This window comes from Collinsella aerofaciens (genome assembly GCF_015546965.1).
Lineage (GTDB): Bacteria > Actinomycetota > Coriobacteriia > Coriobacteriales > Coriobacteriaceae > Collinsella > Collinsella aerofaciens_X.
The window spans coordinates 45,005-60,761 of the sequence record NZ_JADMUF010000001.1 but is presented as its reverse complement, the minus strand read 5'-3'; the positions used below and the strand labels follow the sequence as shown (position 1 = coordinate 60,761).

General features: G+C 62.0%; 12 protein-coding genes. 9 read left to right on the top strand and 3 right to left on the bottom strand.

Annotation, left to right across the window (positions count from 1 at the left end; translation table 11 throughout):
* Positions 1-8 precede the first annotated feature (8 nt).
* From I1M21_RS00240 to I1M21_RS00220, 5 genes are all read left to right on the top strand, one after another.
* Positions 9-950: a DNA-directed RNA polymerase subunit alpha gene (locus I1M21_RS00240; RefSeq protein ID WP_006235276.1), complete on the top strand. Its 942-nt coding sequence runs from the start codon at positions 9-11 to the stop codon at positions 948-950.
* Between the two features lie 30 nt (positions 951-980).
* A complete protein-coding gene (gene rplQ / locus I1M21_RS00235; protein WP_195191977.1) occupies positions 981-1,448 on the top strand; it encodes a 50S ribosomal protein L17 in 468 nt (155 codons plus the stop codon).
* 92 nt (positions 1,449-1,540) lie between these two features.
* Positions 1,541-2,365: a tRNA pseudouridine(38-40) synthase TruA gene (gene truA / locus I1M21_RS00230; protein ID WP_195191976.1), complete on the top strand. Its 825-nt coding sequence runs from the start codon at positions 1,541-1,543 to the stop codon at positions 2,363-2,365.
* A 203-nt stretch (positions 2,366-2,568) separates the two neighbouring features.
* On the top strand, positions 2,569-3,567 hold the full coding sequence (locus I1M21_RS00225) for a glycosyltransferase family 2 protein (protein ID WP_271763150.1): 999 nt from the start codon (positions 2,569-2,571) through the stop codon (positions 3,565-3,567).
* 132 nt (positions 3,568-3,699) lie between these two features.
* Complete coding sequence (locus tag I1M21_RS00220) at positions 3,700-4,137, top strand: arginine repressor (RefSeq protein WP_006235280.1); 438 nt, start codon at positions 3,700-3,702, stop codon at positions 4,135-4,137.
* A 187-nt stretch (positions 4,138-4,324) separates the two neighbouring features.
* Here the strand turns inward: I1M21_RS00220 and I1M21_RS00215 are convergent, their stop codons facing one another.
* Positions 4,325-6,517 carry a transglycosylase domain-containing protein gene (locus tag I1M21_RS00215; RefSeq protein ID WP_195191974.1) on the bottom strand — a complete coding sequence of 731 codons (2,193 nt, stop codon included), beginning with the start codon at positions 6,515-6,517 and terminating at the stop codon, positions 4,325-4,327.
* Between the two features lie 162 nt (positions 6,518-6,679).
* Between I1M21_RS00215 and I1M21_RS00210 the strand changes: the two genes are divergently transcribed.
* On the top strand, positions 6,680-8,638 hold the full coding sequence (locus tag I1M21_RS00210; protein ID WP_195191973.1) for a U32 family peptidase: 1,959 nt from the start codon (positions 6,680-6,682) through the stop codon (positions 8,636-8,638).
* Between the two features lie 96 nt (positions 8,639-8,734).
* Positions 8,735-9,946, top strand: coding sequence for a tyrosine--tRNA ligase (gene tyrS / locus I1M21_RS00205; protein WP_006235283.1), 1,212 nt, complete (start codon positions 8,735-8,737; stop codon positions 9,944-9,946).
* A gap of 516 nt (positions 9,947-10,462) precedes the next feature.
* On the opposite strand, the gene I1M21_RS00200 is transcribed toward tyrS, so the two are convergent.
* On the bottom strand, positions 10,463-11,575 hold the full coding sequence (locus I1M21_RS00200) for an IS110 family RNA-guided transposase (RefSeq protein WP_229025487.1): 1,113 nt from the start codon (positions 11,573-11,575) through the stop codon (positions 10,463-10,465).
* A 310-nt stretch (positions 11,576-11,885) separates the two neighbouring features.
* On the opposite strand from I1M21_RS00200, the gene I1M21_RS00195 reads away from it, so the two are divergent.
* Together I1M21_RS00195 and I1M21_RS00190 are read left to right on the top strand one after the other, a co-directional pair.
* Positions 11,886-13,706 (top strand): adenine deaminase, encoded by a 1,821-nt coding sequence (locus tag I1M21_RS00195; RefSeq protein WP_195191971.1) that lies wholly within the window; start codon positions 11,886-11,888, stop codon positions 13,704-13,706.
* 208 nt (positions 13,707-13,914) lie between these two features.
* Complete coding sequence (locus I1M21_RS00190; protein ID WP_195191970.1) at positions 13,915-14,709, top strand: HAD family hydrolase; 795 nt, start codon at positions 13,915-13,917, stop codon at positions 14,707-14,709.
* A gap of 142 nt (positions 14,710-14,851) precedes the next feature.
* Here the strand turns inward: I1M21_RS00190 and I1M21_RS00185 are convergent, their stop codons facing one another.
* On the bottom strand, positions 14,852-15,694 hold the full coding sequence (locus I1M21_RS00185; RefSeq protein ID WP_195191969.1) for a Cof-type HAD-IIB family hydrolase: 843 nt from the start codon (positions 15,692-15,694) through the stop codon (positions 14,852-14,854).
* Positions 15,695-15,757: the final 63 nt, after the last annotated feature.

Below are 15,757 nucleotides of genomic sequence, written 5' to 3'. Positions count from 1 at the left end.
GGTAATACATGTCAGAATTCATTAGGCCTCAGGTTCAGGTCGAAGAGATCAACGAGACGTCTGCTCGTGTCTCCGTCGAGCCGCTCGAGCGTGGTTACGGCGATACGCTGGGTAACTCCCTTCGTCGCGTTCTTCTGTCCTCGCTCGAGGGTGCCGCCGTCGAGGCTATTCAGATCGATGGTGCGCAGCACGAGTTCATGACCATCCCTAACATGGTCGAGGATGTCACCGACATCGTCCTGAATGTCAAGGGTCTTGTCTTCAGGGCTCTCGGCACGACCGACGAGGCGACCGCCACCATCTCGGTTGACGGCCCCTGCGAGGTCACCGGTGCGGACTTCTTTATTCCGTCCGAGTTTGAGCTGGTTAACCCCGAGCAGCACATCGCTACGCTCACCGAGGGTGGCCATCTCACCATGAGCATGCGCATCGGCTATGGCCGTGGCTATGTTTCTGGCGAGGCCAACAAGCGCGACAACGATCCCATCGGTGTGATCCACGTCGACTCGCTGTACTCGCCGGTTTCCCGTTGCGCCAAGCTCGTTGAGGCTTGCCGTGTCGGTCAGCACACCGACTACGACCGCCTTGTCCTCGAGATCGAGACCAACGGCTCCATCGCCCCGCGCGACGCCGTGGTCCAGGCTGCCAATATCATCAACCAGCATATGGCCGCCTTTATGAACCTTGCCGAGACCCCCGAGGTCGAGGAGGAGGCTTCGATCTTCGCTCCCGAGGTCACCAACGACAACGCCGAGCTGGACAAGCAGATCGAGGATCTGGACCTTTCCGTCCGTTCCTACAACTGCCTTAAGCGCGCCAGCATTCACTCGGTCCGTCAGCTCGTTGAGTTCTCGGAGAACGATCTGCTCAACATCCGTAACTTCGGTGTTAAGTCGATCGAGGAAGTGAAGGACAAGCTTGAGTCCATGGGCCTGAGCCTGAAGGCTTAATGCTTCGCATATTTGAGGAGAAACTAGACCATGCGTCACAACGTTAAGAAGGGCCTGAAGCTCGGCACCGATGCGAGCCACACCAAGGCCATGAAGAAGAGCCTTGCTAAGGCCCTCTTCGAGAACGACCGCATCAAGACCACCGAGACCCGCGCTAAGGTGCTGCGTTCGGTCGTCGACCCGATCATCACTTGGGCCAAGAAGGGCGACCTGCACTCTCGTCGTCTGGCTATCGCCAAGCTCGGCGATAAGCAGCTCGTTGCCGAGATCTTCGACAAGGCTGCCCAGGGCATGTGGCAGGACCGCAACGGCGGTTACACCCGCATCATGAAGCTCGGCAACCGTAAGGGCGACAACGCTCCCATCGTTATCATGGAGCTCGTCACCGAGCCTTGCACGCCTAAGGCCAAGAAGGCTGCTCCGGCCCCCAAGAAGGCCGCTGCTCCCAAGAAGGTCGAGGCTGTCGAGGAGGCTCCTGCTGAGGAGACCGCTGAGTAGACATTCCGTCTGCATAGGCTATATTCGAGGGGTACGTTCGCGTACCCCTCTTTTTTTGTCGCGATACCGTTACTTGTTTGTTGGGAGCGCCCATGACTGCGCCGTCTGATTTCAATTCGATTTCCGAGCTTGACGCCACGCTCGTTTTCCGCGTGGCCTATGATGGCTCGTCGTATAGCGGATTTGCCGAGCAGCCGGGACAGACGACGGTTGCGGGTGAACTACGTCGAGCCATCGAGACGCTGCTTCGCCGCCCGATCGATTTGACGTGCGCGGGACGTACCGATGCCGGCGTACATGCCGTGGCTCAGTACATCAGCGTGCCTGTAACGGACGCTGAGCTCGCGTGTACGCGCCGTAGGTGGCTGCGGGCTATGGATGCCCTGCTGCCCAAAGATATCGCCATCAACGAGGTCTACAAGGCTCGTAAGGGCTTTTCTGCGCGCTTTTCTGCGCGCTCTCGCACTTACACCTATCGCATTGCCGATCGCGATGCGCGGCCCGTGCTGTCACGCGGTGCTGTGTGGTGGCATCGCTATCCCCTCGACGTCGATGCGATGGCGGCCGCCTGCCCTGCGCTTTTGGGCGAGCAGGACTTTAAAAGCTTTTGCAAGGTTGCCTCGGCCGTTGGCAAGCCCACGCATCGTTGCGTGATGCGTGCCGAGTTTGGCCATGAGGTTGCGTTTGGCGAGGACATCCTGACGTTTACCATCGAGGGCAATGCGTTTCTGCATTCAATGGTCCGCACGATCGTGGGCACGCTTGTCGAGATTGGCATGCATCGCCGTGAACCCGAGTGGATGCGCGAGGTCATCGATGCTTGCGACCGTACCGCTGCGGGCCCCACGGCTCCTGCCTGTGGCCTTACGTTTATGGGCGTGGATTACGATCCCGCCGAGCTTGTCGTGCTCGACTAGGGGAGGGCTCGGCGCGTCGTGCGTCGACACCTGTCATCTGTGGGCTGCGCGTGTGCAACATCTGTTCTTGGCGTGCAATACAACCGGTGTCTCATTGCTTTTATTGCCGGGGTGTACCATGAACCACGGTTTGATTCATTGCTGTCGAGAGGACGGATAACTTGGTTCGACGTGGCTCGCTTCCGCGACTTTCGGTGATCCTTGTGGTAGAAGGTTCGCCCAGCTATGCGATGCGTGCGCTCGAGAGTATCCAGAACCAAGACCTCTACGATTTGCAGATTGTCGTTGTCTGCCGCGATGCTGCGCCCGGTGTGCGCCATTCGCTTCAAGTTGCTGCCGACAGGGACATCCATATTGATTTGATTGACGTCGAGGACGCGAAGCGCGGCGCTTGTCTTCGTGCCGGTTTTGATGCCTCGCGCGGCTCTCACATCATCGCCATGAACGCCGATGAGTGGTTTGCTCCGCAGGCCCTTTCCAAGATGGTCGATATCGCGTGCGATACTGCGGCAGACATTGTGCTCCCCTCGGTGTCGCTCGATCGATACGATGCGCATCGCGAGCGTCATTCGCGCGTCTTGGATGCTGCCTCTATTGCCATAGAAGACGAGTCTTCTATGGTGACTGGGCTGCCCCAGTTGATTTTGGGCGGCCTAGTCGCTCAGACCTCTGGCGCGATGTATGGCCGTCCGCTGTTTGAGGCATGCCTGTCGCGCGGCAAGGCGTACCGTACGGTTGAGTTTATGGCTTATGCGCTCTCGCAGGCACGATTCGTGTCCGGCTGCGGCGACGCTTGTTTCCACGCGGTGGCACCTAAGCTTACAGATGCCTTTGATCCCACCATGTATGCCAGGATATCCGATGACACTCGAGCGCTCGACGAGCTTGCGGACTCACTCTCGGAAGCAGATAGCGATGGTCGGCTCAAGCTGGCAAGCCAAAAGTTCTACTTTGCCGGACTGGTCGCCTGCATCGAGAATTTGTGTCTGAGCCCGCATGGAGTGTCGTCAATCGAGCGTTCCGCCCGCATGCGTGATATGCTCGAGGCGTCTCGAACCCGTCAGATGGTCGCCGCGCTCAAGGATAACCATCGGGGACTCGGTCTGTTGTTTGGGCCGATCGCCAGCGCCAAGCCCGCGCGCTGCGTGATGTGTACGCATCTGGCAGCTTTTCTTAACCGGACGGGCGCAAAAACCGCCTAAACGGCTCATTTCGAAACAAATTTGCATAGAATTGTTTCGAAATGCGTTCTTATACACAAAAGCCTTCAAATAGCGTTAAACTATTCAATCACTGATTGATTGTCTCCGCCATCTTTTGGAGAGAGGGTTTGTATGGCTAAAAAACGCAATGGGCGCCAGGATGCCATTAGAGATATTGTGCGCAATAAGGACGTCCGCACGCAGCGCGTGCTGGTCGATGAGCTCCGCGCTATGGGCTTTGATTGCACGCAGGCGACTGTCTCTCGCGATATTGCCGATATGGGGCTGCGTAAGCTCCCTGAGGGCATCTATGTTCTGGCAGAGGACCTGCACCTGCAGCGTATGGTTTCCGAGCTCGTAACGGGCGTTCTGCGCACCGATAATCTGGTTATGATCAAGGCTCAGCCTGGTACGGCTTCCGGCATCGCCGCCGCCGTTGATGCGGCAGAGCTTCCCGATGTGCTTGGCTCGCTTGCCGGCAACGATACGATTTTGGTTATTGCCCAGACGGCCGAGGACGGCGAGCGTCTTGAGGCACTGATCAATAAGCTGAGCAATTCTCGCAAGTAGGCGTGCGGGTCGTGCGCTCGGCACTGTGCGCGCTGACATGGTGGCTTGTAAAGGGTATCGACGTTGGTCGGTACCCTTTTTTGTCTGCCGGTATAAAGACCGCCCATCAGGTCGCTTTAAACTAAAAAGGCCCCCGAGCAGTTTAATAAGCTGCTCGGGGGCCTTGTTGCTTATGGCCGGATGATTTCTAGCCGACCGTATCGTCAGGCGTGGGCGAGGGGTCGGGAGTGGGAGTGGGCGTAGGCGTGCCGCCATCGCCGCCGGTCGAACCACCAGTGGATCCGCCCGTCGAGCCACCGGTCGTACCGGTGCCGCCGGTGGTGTCGCCGCCCGTGGTCTCGGTGGTCGTGGTCGTCGTTGTCGTCGTCGTTGTGGTTTCCTCTTCGTCCTCGTTCTCGTCCTTGTCGTCGTTCTCCGTCTTCTTGGTGTTGTTGGTGCCGTAGAACTTCCAGACGCTGTTGTTCTTGTAGGTGGGCGCCGTTCCGGTCGCAAACTCCTCGCGCTCGGTACCGGTCAGAACGGTGTTCATAAACCGCTTAAAGACAGGCAAGTTGGTGCTGTCGCCCAGCAGGTCTGTGCCGTATTTTTGGATGGGAATCTCGCCCGCGGAATAGCCGGTCCACAGGGCGCACGCCAGCTGCGGGGTATAGCCGCAGAACCACAGGTTGGTGGTGTTGTCGGTGGTGCCCGTCTTGCCGGCATAGGGCTGGTTGACGCTCAGGGCGCCGGCAGCACCCGTACCGCCGCCCTTCATGACGCCGGACAGAACATCGGTGACCGCGGCGGCCTCGCCCTCGGTAAGTACCTGTGAGGGATTGTCGGTGTGCTGGTACAGCACCGAACCGGTACGAGAGTCAATCTCGGTGATGGCGATCGGCTGGCGATAGTAGCCGCCGTTGGCAAACGTCGCGTAGGCGGCGGCCATCTCGAGCGGCGAGATCGAGCCGGTGCCGAGGGTCATGACGGGAACGTCCTCGATGTTGTCCTTGGCGGGATCGATGCCGAGCTTTTTGACGAGCGAGATGATCTTGCTGTTGCCGACGGCTTCCGCCACCTGGATGTAGCCGGTATTGGAGGAGTATGCCGTTGCCTGCTTAAGCGTGATGTTGCCATAGCTATGGTTGGCGTAGTTTTGGACCTCGGTCGTGGTGCCCTTGGCCTTGAGCGGCGAGTTGCAGTTGAGGGTGACGTTGGGGTTCATGCCGTTTTGGATGGCAGTTGCCAGCGTAAAGGCCTTAAAGGTGGAGCCGACGGGACGCTTGGCCGTGGCATGGTTTACGTGGTTCTCGTCGGCGTTGTAGTCATAGCCGCCCACCATGCACTTGATGTAGCCGGTCTTGGGGTCGACGACGACCATGCCCATGTCCAGGCCGTCGAGTGAGAGCGTGTCGAGCTGCTCGCGGACGGCATTCTCTGCCACCTGCTGCATCGTGGGGTCGATGGTGGTCTTGACGGTCAGGCCGCCCTTAAAGAGCACGTCGGTCGAGAACTCCTGCTCCAGCAGCTGCTTAACATAGGCGACAAAGTAGGGCTGCGAGTATACGTCGACGCCGCTGCCCGAAATCTCGGTCACGTTGAGGGTGATGGGCTCGGCCTGTGCGGCATCGTGCTCCTCCTGCGTGATGTGGCCCAGGCGCAACATGTTGTCAAGGACCTTGTTGCGACGGGACAGCGCCAGGTCGGGGTTGACCGTGGGGTCGTACTGCGAGGGTGAGTTGGGAAGGCCGATCAACAGTGCGGCCTCGCTCAGGGTGAGGTCGGCGGCGCTCTTGGACAGATAGGTTTCGGCTGCGGCCTCGATGCCGTAGGCGCCGTGGCCGTAATAGATGGTGTTGAGGTACATCATGAGGATCTCGTCTTTGGAGTACATGTCCTCCATCTTGATGGCGATGTAGGCCTCGCGCACCTTACGCTCGATGGTCGAGTCGAACTGCTCCTCCTGCAGGATGGTGTTGCGCACCAGCTGCTGGGTGATAGTCGAGGCGCCTTCGTGCCCGCCGCCGAGGGTTGCCACCGCAGCACGCGCGATACCCCACAGGTCGATACCGCCGTGCTCGTAGAAGCGCTCGTCCTCGACGTCAACGGTGCCCTGCAGCACGTAGGGGGAGACCTCGTCCTTGGTGATGGACTTGCGGTTTTGCGTGTAGAAGCTCGCGATCTTGTTGCCGTTGCAGTCGACGATCTCGGTGGGCTCGCTCACCAGATACGCGTTGGCGTCGGTGTAGTCGGGCAGATCGGACAGCCAGCGGTTGACGTTGCCGACCATGCCGATGCCAAACGCGACGCCCGCGATAAGCAAAAAGCCCAAAAATGAGAGCAGGATTATGGGCAGAGCATGCGTCTTTGAACGGCTGCGTCCCTGTCGTTGGCGAGGACCCATATATTGACCTCCAGGTATGTCGTGCCGGACGGTGGATGTGCCGTCGAGGCAGGATGGACATAAGTTATTACACGATAAACCAAACGGGGCGCGCGAGGCCTCGTGTATGCTGGAAGACGGCATTTTTCAGAGTGAATGCATACCTTGGTAAGGAGTTTGCCGATGGCGATTCGGGCGATGGGGCCGAGCGGACAATACGAGACTGGATTGGATGCTGCCGGTGCGGCGCTGCCCGAGCTGCTGGCGCCGGCGGGCGGGCTCGACCAGATGCTTGCGGCCATCGCCGCGGGTGCCGATGCCATCTATGCGGGGTTGGGCGGCTTTAACGCCCGCGTGAGCGCGCATGGCTTTACGGATGACGAGTTTGCGCGCGGCTGCGCCGTGGCGCATGCCCATGGCGTGCGCGTGTACGTGACGCTCAACGTGTTCGTGTTTGACGATGAGCTGTCCGATGCGGTGGCGCTGGGAGCTCATGCACTGGAGTTGGGCGCCGATGCTCTGATTGTCGCCGATGCCGGGTTGGCCTGCGCGCTGCGCGCGGCGATTCCCGGGGTCGAGATTCACCTGTCCACGCAGGCGGGCGCTCATAGCGAGGGTGCCGTGCAGTTGGCTGCCAAGGAGTTGGGAGTTGAGCGCGTGACGACGGCACGCGAGCTGGCGGTCGACGAGATTGCGGCGCTATGTGCCACGGGCGTGCCCATCGAGGTATTCTGCCACGGTGCGATTTGCATCGGCTATTCGGGGGCGTGCGAGTTCTCGGCCCTGCGGCGTGGGCGCTCGGCGATGCGCGGCGACTGCACGCAGCCGTGCCGTCTGGCGTACGACCTGGTGGACGAGGCGGGGCAGAGTGTTGTCGCCGTCGAGGGAGATCGCCTGCTGTGCCCGCGCGACTATCTGGGTATTGCGCATCTGCCCGAGCTTGTGGATGCCGGCGTGGCGTCGCTCAAGATTGAGGGGCGCATGAAGAACCCCGATTACGTATTCAACGTGGTGCGGGTGTGGCGCCGGGCGCTCGATATGCTGCGCGACGGCGCGTGGGACCCCGATGCCGTGGAAGAGCTTGAACGCGAGCTGGGGAGGTCGTTTAACCGTGGGTTTACCGATGCGTACCTGCGAGGGCGTTCGGGTGCCGAGCTGATGAGCTTTGAGCGCGCAATTAACCAGGGCGTGCGCGTGGGGCGTTTGGTCGCTGTGGGCCACGAAGAGGTGACCGTTGAGCTCGACGCCGCCGTGGCGGCGGGCGACACGCTCGAGATTCGGTTCTATCCGGGTGTCGACGCGCGTCCCGATGTGCCCAAGCGCTGGCCGCAGGTGCCCTGCCCGGTGGATGCCGCAGCGGGGAAGCGCATCGTCGTGCATTGCAAGCGTAAGGTGGACGCGGGCTGCGAGGTGTACCTGATTCGCAGCGCCGGCGTGTTGGATCAGACGGCGGCGGTGTTGGAGCGCATGCGGGCCGAGGCGGATGCGATTGCGCCCGTTGCACGTGCCGTTGAGGTACTGCCCTTTGAGGACGTTGCGGTGGATGGCGGTGCGTCGACGGAGTTGGTGGGGTGCGCGGTTCCCGCTCGCATGGTTTTTGCTTGGCAGCTGATGGATGCCGACCCGCGCGGAGAACTCGATTTGTCCGACGCCGTTGTGGTGCTTGACGAGGTGTACCGCACAGGTGACGCTGACCGGACCCGCTCACTGATGCAGCGTGCCGGGCGCGTCGTCTGCCGCAACTTGGGACAGGTGGTGATCGCTCGCGAGCTGGGCGTGACGTTTGACGTGGCGGCGCCGGTGTTCTGCGCGAATCGGGCCACGCTTACCTGGCTGCGCGGACTCGGTGCGGGGCGGGTGTACTTGCCGGCCGAGTTGCTCGGTAATGATGCGGAGCGTATTGCCGAACTGGCTGCTGAACCCGGCGTCTCGGGTCCGGTCGACGCCGACCGTCCCGAGCTTATGGTGTGCGAGCACTGCCTGCTGACCGCCGAGGGCGTCTGTGCCACCGATGCGACGGGACAGGTCCGTTGCCGCGACTGCTTGCGTCGTCGGCAGGTACGCTATCTGGTCGAGCGTGACGGTACACGTCTGCCAGTTGCCATTGACGCATGCGGCAGGACGAGGATTTTCCTGTCGTAGGTGCCGCGTCGCGTCAGTTTGTTATCATATGAGAGTTTATGGACTTCCAGCACCGCCGTTTTCGGCGAGGGTGCTATAGCAAAAGGAGGATACCCAATGCTGTCTGTTGACGAGCAAATGCGTATCATCACCTCGGGCGCTGCCCAAATCGTCCCCGAGGCCGACCTTCGCAAGAAGCTTGAGAAGGGCGAGCCCCTCAACATCAAGCTCGGCGTCGATCCCACCAGCCCCGACCTGCACCTGGGCCACGCCGTGCCCCTGCGCAAGATGCGTCAGTTCCAGGACCTGGGCCACAACGTCACCCTCATCATCGGCAACGGTACCGCGTTGATTGGCGACCCTTCGGGCAAGAATTCCACCCGTCCGCAGCTTTCGCAGGAGCAGATCGAGGCCAACGCTGAGACCTACGTGAGCCAGGCCATGAAGATCCTGGATCCCGAGAAGACCACCATCGTGCACAACGGTGACTGGATCCTTTCGATGGACCTGGCCGGTCTGCTGCAGGTGTGCTCCAAGTTCACCGTCGCCCGCATTCTTGAGCGCGATGACTTTACCAAGCGCTACCAGTCTCAGACGCCGATCGCCCTGCACGAGTTCCTGTATCCCGTGATGCAGGCTTTCGACTCCGTGCAGATCAAGGCCGACGTGGAGATGGGCGGCACCGACCAGCTCTTCAACCTGCTCGCCGGCCGTGAGCTCATGGAGAAGATGGGCATGGAGCCGCAGATCGCGCTCACCATGCCGCTGCTCGAGGGCACCGACGGCGTGCGCAAGATGTCCAAGTCCTATGGCAACTACATCGGCCTGACCGACGCTCCCAAGGACATGTTCGGCAAGACCATGTCCATTCCCGATGAGATGATCGGCAAGTACTACCGCCTGGCGAGCTCGCTCACCCCGGCCGAGGTCGACAAGATCGACGCCGCTCTGGCCGACGGCTCTGCCGATCCCTATGAGCTCAAGCGCGCTCTGGGCCGTGACCTGTGCGACACCTACCACGGCGCCGGCGCCGGCGACGAGGCTCAGGCCGAGTTCGACCGCGTATTCAAGGAGGGCCAGCTCGCCGACTTCCCCGAGAAGCACGTTGAGCTGACCGTCAACGACGAGGGCCAGATTTACCTCGCTGGCCTGCTCAAGGACCTGGGTCTTTCTGCCAGCGCCGGCCAGGCCCGTCGCGATATCGATGGCGGCGGCGTCAAGATCAACGGCAAGGCCGTGGCTCCCAAGAGCTATAACATCGATCCTAGCGCCCTCAAGCTGGGCGACACCCTCTCCGTAGGCAAGCGCAAGGGCTTCAAGTTGATTTAGTTCCGCCGTTCTAACGAACGGCGGACCGGCCGACGCTGCGCGGGCCGCATTTGGACAATCTGACGTTCAACTTCAAGGGCGCGACCAGAAGGTCAGCGCCCTTTCGTTTCACGCCACCTTGTCTCAAATGCGGCCCGCTCGCTGTCGTTGCCAAAACATCGGCGCTTCCGTTGTTGGCACTTTGGGACGTTCCTTTTAATATGAGCAGGACATTGTCAAGAGGCAAAATCGGGCCTGGCCCCAACGATATGGGGTCAGGCCCTCTCCCTATATCAACCCGTCCGCGGCGACCTCGGCGTGTCTTCCCGACGCTCGTCTTTGCAGTTTAATATCCGCCCGTGGCGATCTCTCGCTGGGCAATCCGTTGCTACGGCTGAGGCTTCTTCGTCGAACCGACAGTCTGTGCACGCGTGTGGCGCCCTGGGCGCTCGCAGAAAAGGGACCTGAGGTTCGCCTCAACGGCTTCGGATCAAACCGCTTCCGGGGTGATCGGCTTATGTGCGGGGGACCGGCCCCCTACGCCTCCTCGGCCATGAGGCCGACCGCCCACACCCAGCAGGCGAGCTCGCGCGCCGTGGCCACGTTCGCCTTGTTGTTGTGGACCCCGCGCGCGAGCAGCGCCTCCCGCCTCTCGACCAGCCTCCGCACGCCCTTGGCGGCATGCCTGCGGGCGACCCGGTCCGGGGCCTGGCCCTTGGCGAGGTCCTTCGGCCGCCCCGAGCACGTCAGGTAGTGCCACGCGGCCTCGACCAGCGCCTTCCTCAGGTGTTTGTTGCCCGCCTTGGTGATCGTGCCCCTGCGGTCGCTCTCCCCGCTGGAGTGCTCGGAGGGCGTCAGGCCGACCCATGCGGCGAACGACCGGGCGTTCCTGAACCTCGAGAACTCGCCGGCCTCGAACACGAGGTCGGCGGCCGTCGCGGTGTCGACGCCCTTGAGGCAGCGCAGGGAGTCGACCCTCCTCCTCCACCTGGGCTTGCGGGCCTCGGCCTCGACGAGCCCCTCGAGCCTCGCCTTCTCCTCCGCCGCCCGCCTGACCGCGTCGACGTAGTAGGCGAGCACGTCGTTGTCGGCCCCCTCCGCGAACCTAATCGACTCGATCCAGGACCAGTGCGCCCGGGTCCAGTTGCCCTTCCTGCGGCCGGTGGGCGTCCTCTCGTCGAAGACGAGCCCGTGCCTGAGCAGGAACTTGGAGAGCCGCTGCTTCGAGCGCGAGAGGTCGTCCCTCGCGTCCTCGAGCGCCCTGGTCAGGTCGCGGGCGGCCTCGCACTCGTCGTCGGGGACCCACACCTCGACCACGTTGCCGACCGACAGCATGCGGGCGAGGAACTCGGCGTCGTTGCGGTCGCTCTTCCTGCGCCTGTCCGCGCTGGGCTTGATCATCTTCGAGACGGCGCCGACCACGCAGTCGACCCCGAGGCCGGAGAGCCTCTTCTGCAGGTCGAACCCCGTGACCCCGGATTCGTACACGCACTTGGCCTTTGGGTCCACGGACCGCACCCGCTCCGCGACTGCCCCGGCGTCGTAGCCGAAGGTCGCGCAGCGCACCTCCCCGGTCATGACGTCGAGGGAGACTGCCTTTATCGAGCGGGCGTGGACGTCGAGGCCGACGAAGGTGGTAGTATCGAGCATGGGAGCCCCTTCCATGAATGCGGCGTGGCCGCCGCGGCTGAATTAGACACTCACCATTGTCGGCCTAATCCGCGGACTTTCATGCCGGGGGCTCCCAATGTTTTATGTCCTGCTCATATCGTCTGTGCCGGCGCTTTGGGACACTCCTTGTATTGGTGCTCAGCGGCAGTCCCCATTGCGCCAAGCGGCGTGTGCCGTTAAACGGAAGGGGTGTTATCGGCGGCCTCCTTTTGGGCATACAATGGCTGTTGGCTTGCTGCGGTGAAGGCTCGTCCGCTCTGCAGTTATTTCTACAGTTAAAGGAGTATGTATGTCCGTTGAGGTCATGAGGACTGTGATCGAGGCCGCCGAGGGTCGCGTGCCCGTCGACACGCTGTTTACCAATGCGCAGATCGTCGACGTGTATGGCCAGCGTGTGGCGCCCGGTAGCGTTGCCGTCAAGGACGGTGTGATCGTCGGCGTGCTCTACGATGGTCGCGACGATGCTGCTGGCACCTACGAGGCAACTGAGGTCATCGACTGCCAAGGTCGCTATCTCGCTCCCGGTTTTATTGACGGGCATCTGCATATCGAGTCTTCGAACATCCGTCCCGCCGAGTATGCTCGCATGGCCGCGACGCGCGGTACTACCACCGCCATTGCCGACAGCCACGAGATTGCCAATGTTGCCGGTCTCGACGGCTTGCGCTTTATGATCGAGGACGGTCGCCGCGCGCCCATCTCCATTAAGTACATGATGCCCTCGTGCGTGCCGGCGCTGCCCGACGAGCAGGCCGGTGCCGTCATTACCGCCGAGGACATGCAGGCGTTCTTCGCCGAGCATCCGGATGACGTCTTTGGCCTGGGTGAGATGATGAACCTGCCGGGCGTCTTTATGGCCGACCCCGAGACCTGCGCGCGCATCGATGCTGCCAACCAGACCCCATCCAAGCAGGTTGACGGCCATGCACCGCTCGTTGCAGGAAAGGACCTCAATGCCTACGCCGCGGCGGGCATTATCGCCGATCACGAGTCGACGATTCCCGAGGAGGCGCTCGACAAGCTGTCTCGCGGCATGTATGTGATGCTGCGCGAGGGTACGTGCAGCCACGATCTGGCCAACCTGTCGCCGATGCTGCTGGGCAATCCCGCCCGCGCCCGTCGCTGCTGCTTTGCGACCGACGACCGCGCTCCTTCCGATGCCCTTTCGACCGGCATGATCGACAATGCCTGCCGCGTGGCTGTCGAGGCCGGCATTGACCCGGTCGTCGCCATCTCCATGGCGTCGCTTTCCACGGCCGAGGCCTTTGGCTTGGATCACGGCTGCCGCGACCCGCACGAGCTGCGTGGCGCCATCGCGCCGGGCAAGCGTGCCGACCTGCTGGTGCTCGACGACCTGACCTTTGCCAAGGCCCCGCACCGCGTGTATGCAGCTGGCGCTCTTGTGGCACAGGACGGCACCTTTGTGGGCGAGGTCGCGCCCGAGACTGCCGAGGTTGCAGCCCTTGCCGATGAGCTGCGCGCCTCCGTTAAACTGCCCGAGCTTTCGCTCGACGTGTTCGACTATGCCTTTAAGCCGGGCGAGGCCGTGATTGACGTGGTGCCGGGCAAGGCGATTACCGGCATGGTCCGTCCCGAGACGGCCGAGGGCCTGCGCCGCATCATGCTGATCGAGCGTCATGGCCGCGGCGTGTCGCTGCAGGCTGAGGGTGCGGACGGTGACGGCCCCGCTGGTCTGGGCCTGGTCGGCAAGCATATCGGTCGCGGCTGGGTGCGTGGCTTTACCATTACGGGCGGCGCCATCGCCTCCACGATTGGCCACGATTCGCACAACGTGTGCGTGGTGGGCGATAACGCGGCAGATATGATGGCGGCAGTCGGGGCCGTGGGTCAGGGCGGCCACGTGCTGGTGCGCAATGGCGAGGTCGTGGCGCGCATTCCGCTGGCACTTGGCGGCTTAATGAGCGAAGGTACGGCCGAGGACGTCGCAGCGCAGCACGACGACTTTATGGTCAAGGCGCGCGCGATGGGTATCGAGCCGCCGCTCGACCCCATCATGGGCATCATCTTTTTGCCCCTGCCGGTAATCCCGACGCTCCGCATCCGTCCCGAGGGCATGTTCGACGTCACCACATTCACCTACGCCGACTAGTCATCGGGGACGTTCTTAAACGACTAGTTGCCCGGGACACTCTTTGGCTGACTGCTCGTGATGCAGGCGCGCTTGCCTGGGCCACGCATGTGAGCCCCGTGCCAGCTTCCTGTAATCCTTTTGCTGTTCCAGGCTTGGACGAGCTCCTTTTGGGTACGGTGGATTTGGATATATGTCTGATTCCATCAAGCCCGAAAGGAGCTTTTTCATGATTAAACTGATTGCTTCAGATATGGACGGTACGCTGCTCGACGAGAACAGCCAGGTCCCGCCCGAGACCTACGAACTGATTTTGGCGCTACGCGAGCATGGCGTGCATTTTGCCGCGTCGTCGGGCCGCCGCTACGACCGCCTGTGCGAGTTCTTTGCGCCCGTGGTCGACAAGATGGATTTTGTCGCGGCCAACGGCGCCCAGGTCTATGCGGACGGCGTCGAGGTCGACCGTGAAGTTTACTCGCATCTTGCGATTCGCAAACTCGCGCGCACGGTCAAGATGTTCCCCAACATGCATCTGGCGCTCTTCGATCGCACCAAATCCTTCTTGCTCGATGACGAGGATAAATTCGTCCGCGAGATCGATAAGGACCTGCCCAATGCCGAGCGCATTTGGGGCTTGCCCGACCCACATGTGAACATCATCAAGGCCTCAATTATCTGCGATGACGGCAACGTGATGGACAATGCCTACGTGCTACAGCGCGAGCTTGGCGGCCTGTTCTCCTTCGCGCCTTCGGGCAACGCGTGGATCGACGCCATGCAGCCGGGTGTGTCCAAGGCTTCTGGTATCGACCAGCTCATGGAGCATTATGGCGTTGAGCGCGAAGAGGTCATGGCGTTTGGCGACTCGATGAACGACTACGAAATCATTCGCTTTGTGGGCACGGGCTGCGCCATGCAAAACGCGCGTCCGGCGCTCAAGGCGGTCGCCGACCGCATCATCGGCTGCAACCGCGATCACGCCGTTCAACAGGAATTGCGCCGCGTGCTGGACAGCCTTTCCTAGTCCGGCACCTGGGGACAGTCCTTGCGATTTTGGCGAAGACTGTCCACAGCGACTAGTCGTTTAAGAACGTCCCCGATGACTATCGCCAAGGAGTGTCCCAGGGTGCCGGCAGAATAGGAACGTCCCTAACTGCCGGGTGTGGCTAGGCGAGGACGGTCATGATGGTGCGGGCGACGCCGTCGTGGTCATTGTCGTACTCGGTCACGGCGTCGGCGGCCTCGCGGTCCTCGGGCTCGGCGTTGAGCATGGCCATACCGTGACCCGCTGCCTGCAGCATGGGGATATCGTTGATGTTGTCGCCGAACGCCCAGGCGTCGGCGAGACGCTCGCCCAGGTGCTCGCATAGCCACGTGAGGGCCGTTCCCTTGGTGGCGCCTTCGCCCATAACCTCGATATTCATGGCGTACGAACGCGTGACCTCAATGCCTCCGAGCGTTTCGAGCTCCGCCGCGATGGCGTCGCGATCGGCCGGGTCGTGCCAGTACATGGCGATGCGTTCGAGCATCTCGACTTCGTCGATCTTGCTGTCGATATCCATGTCGATCGGCGTTCGCGTGCGCTTGAGCGAAGCCGCGATGTGGGGGTCGCCGCCGCAGAATTCGTCCAGGCGCGTGTAGAGCGAGCGGGGGAGGAAGCACTGCCCGTCCGCGAAGATATCGAAGGTGACGTCATGGCCGGCGGCAATGCTGTGGACGCGGTGGGCGATGGCGCGGTCGAGCGGTCGGCTCAAAATGCGCGTGGCACGTGAGGCATCGGTGGGCGTACCGTCGTCGAGCTGCCAGACGCTGGCACCGTTGGCACAGACCGCGTAGTGTACGGCGGGGTGGGCGAGGATGGGCTCAAAGACGCCCGACAGCGGGCGCCCCGTGCAGGGCACAAACTCAACACCGCGGCGCGCAAGCTCGTCGAGCATCGCCCAGGTGGCGTCGCTCATCTGCTTATCACTCGTCAGCAGCGTTCCATCCATATCGGAAAACACAATCATTCGCTGCGATCCTTTCTACTGGCATAAAAAGCGTGGCCGAGGGCGGTGATGCCCTGGCCACGC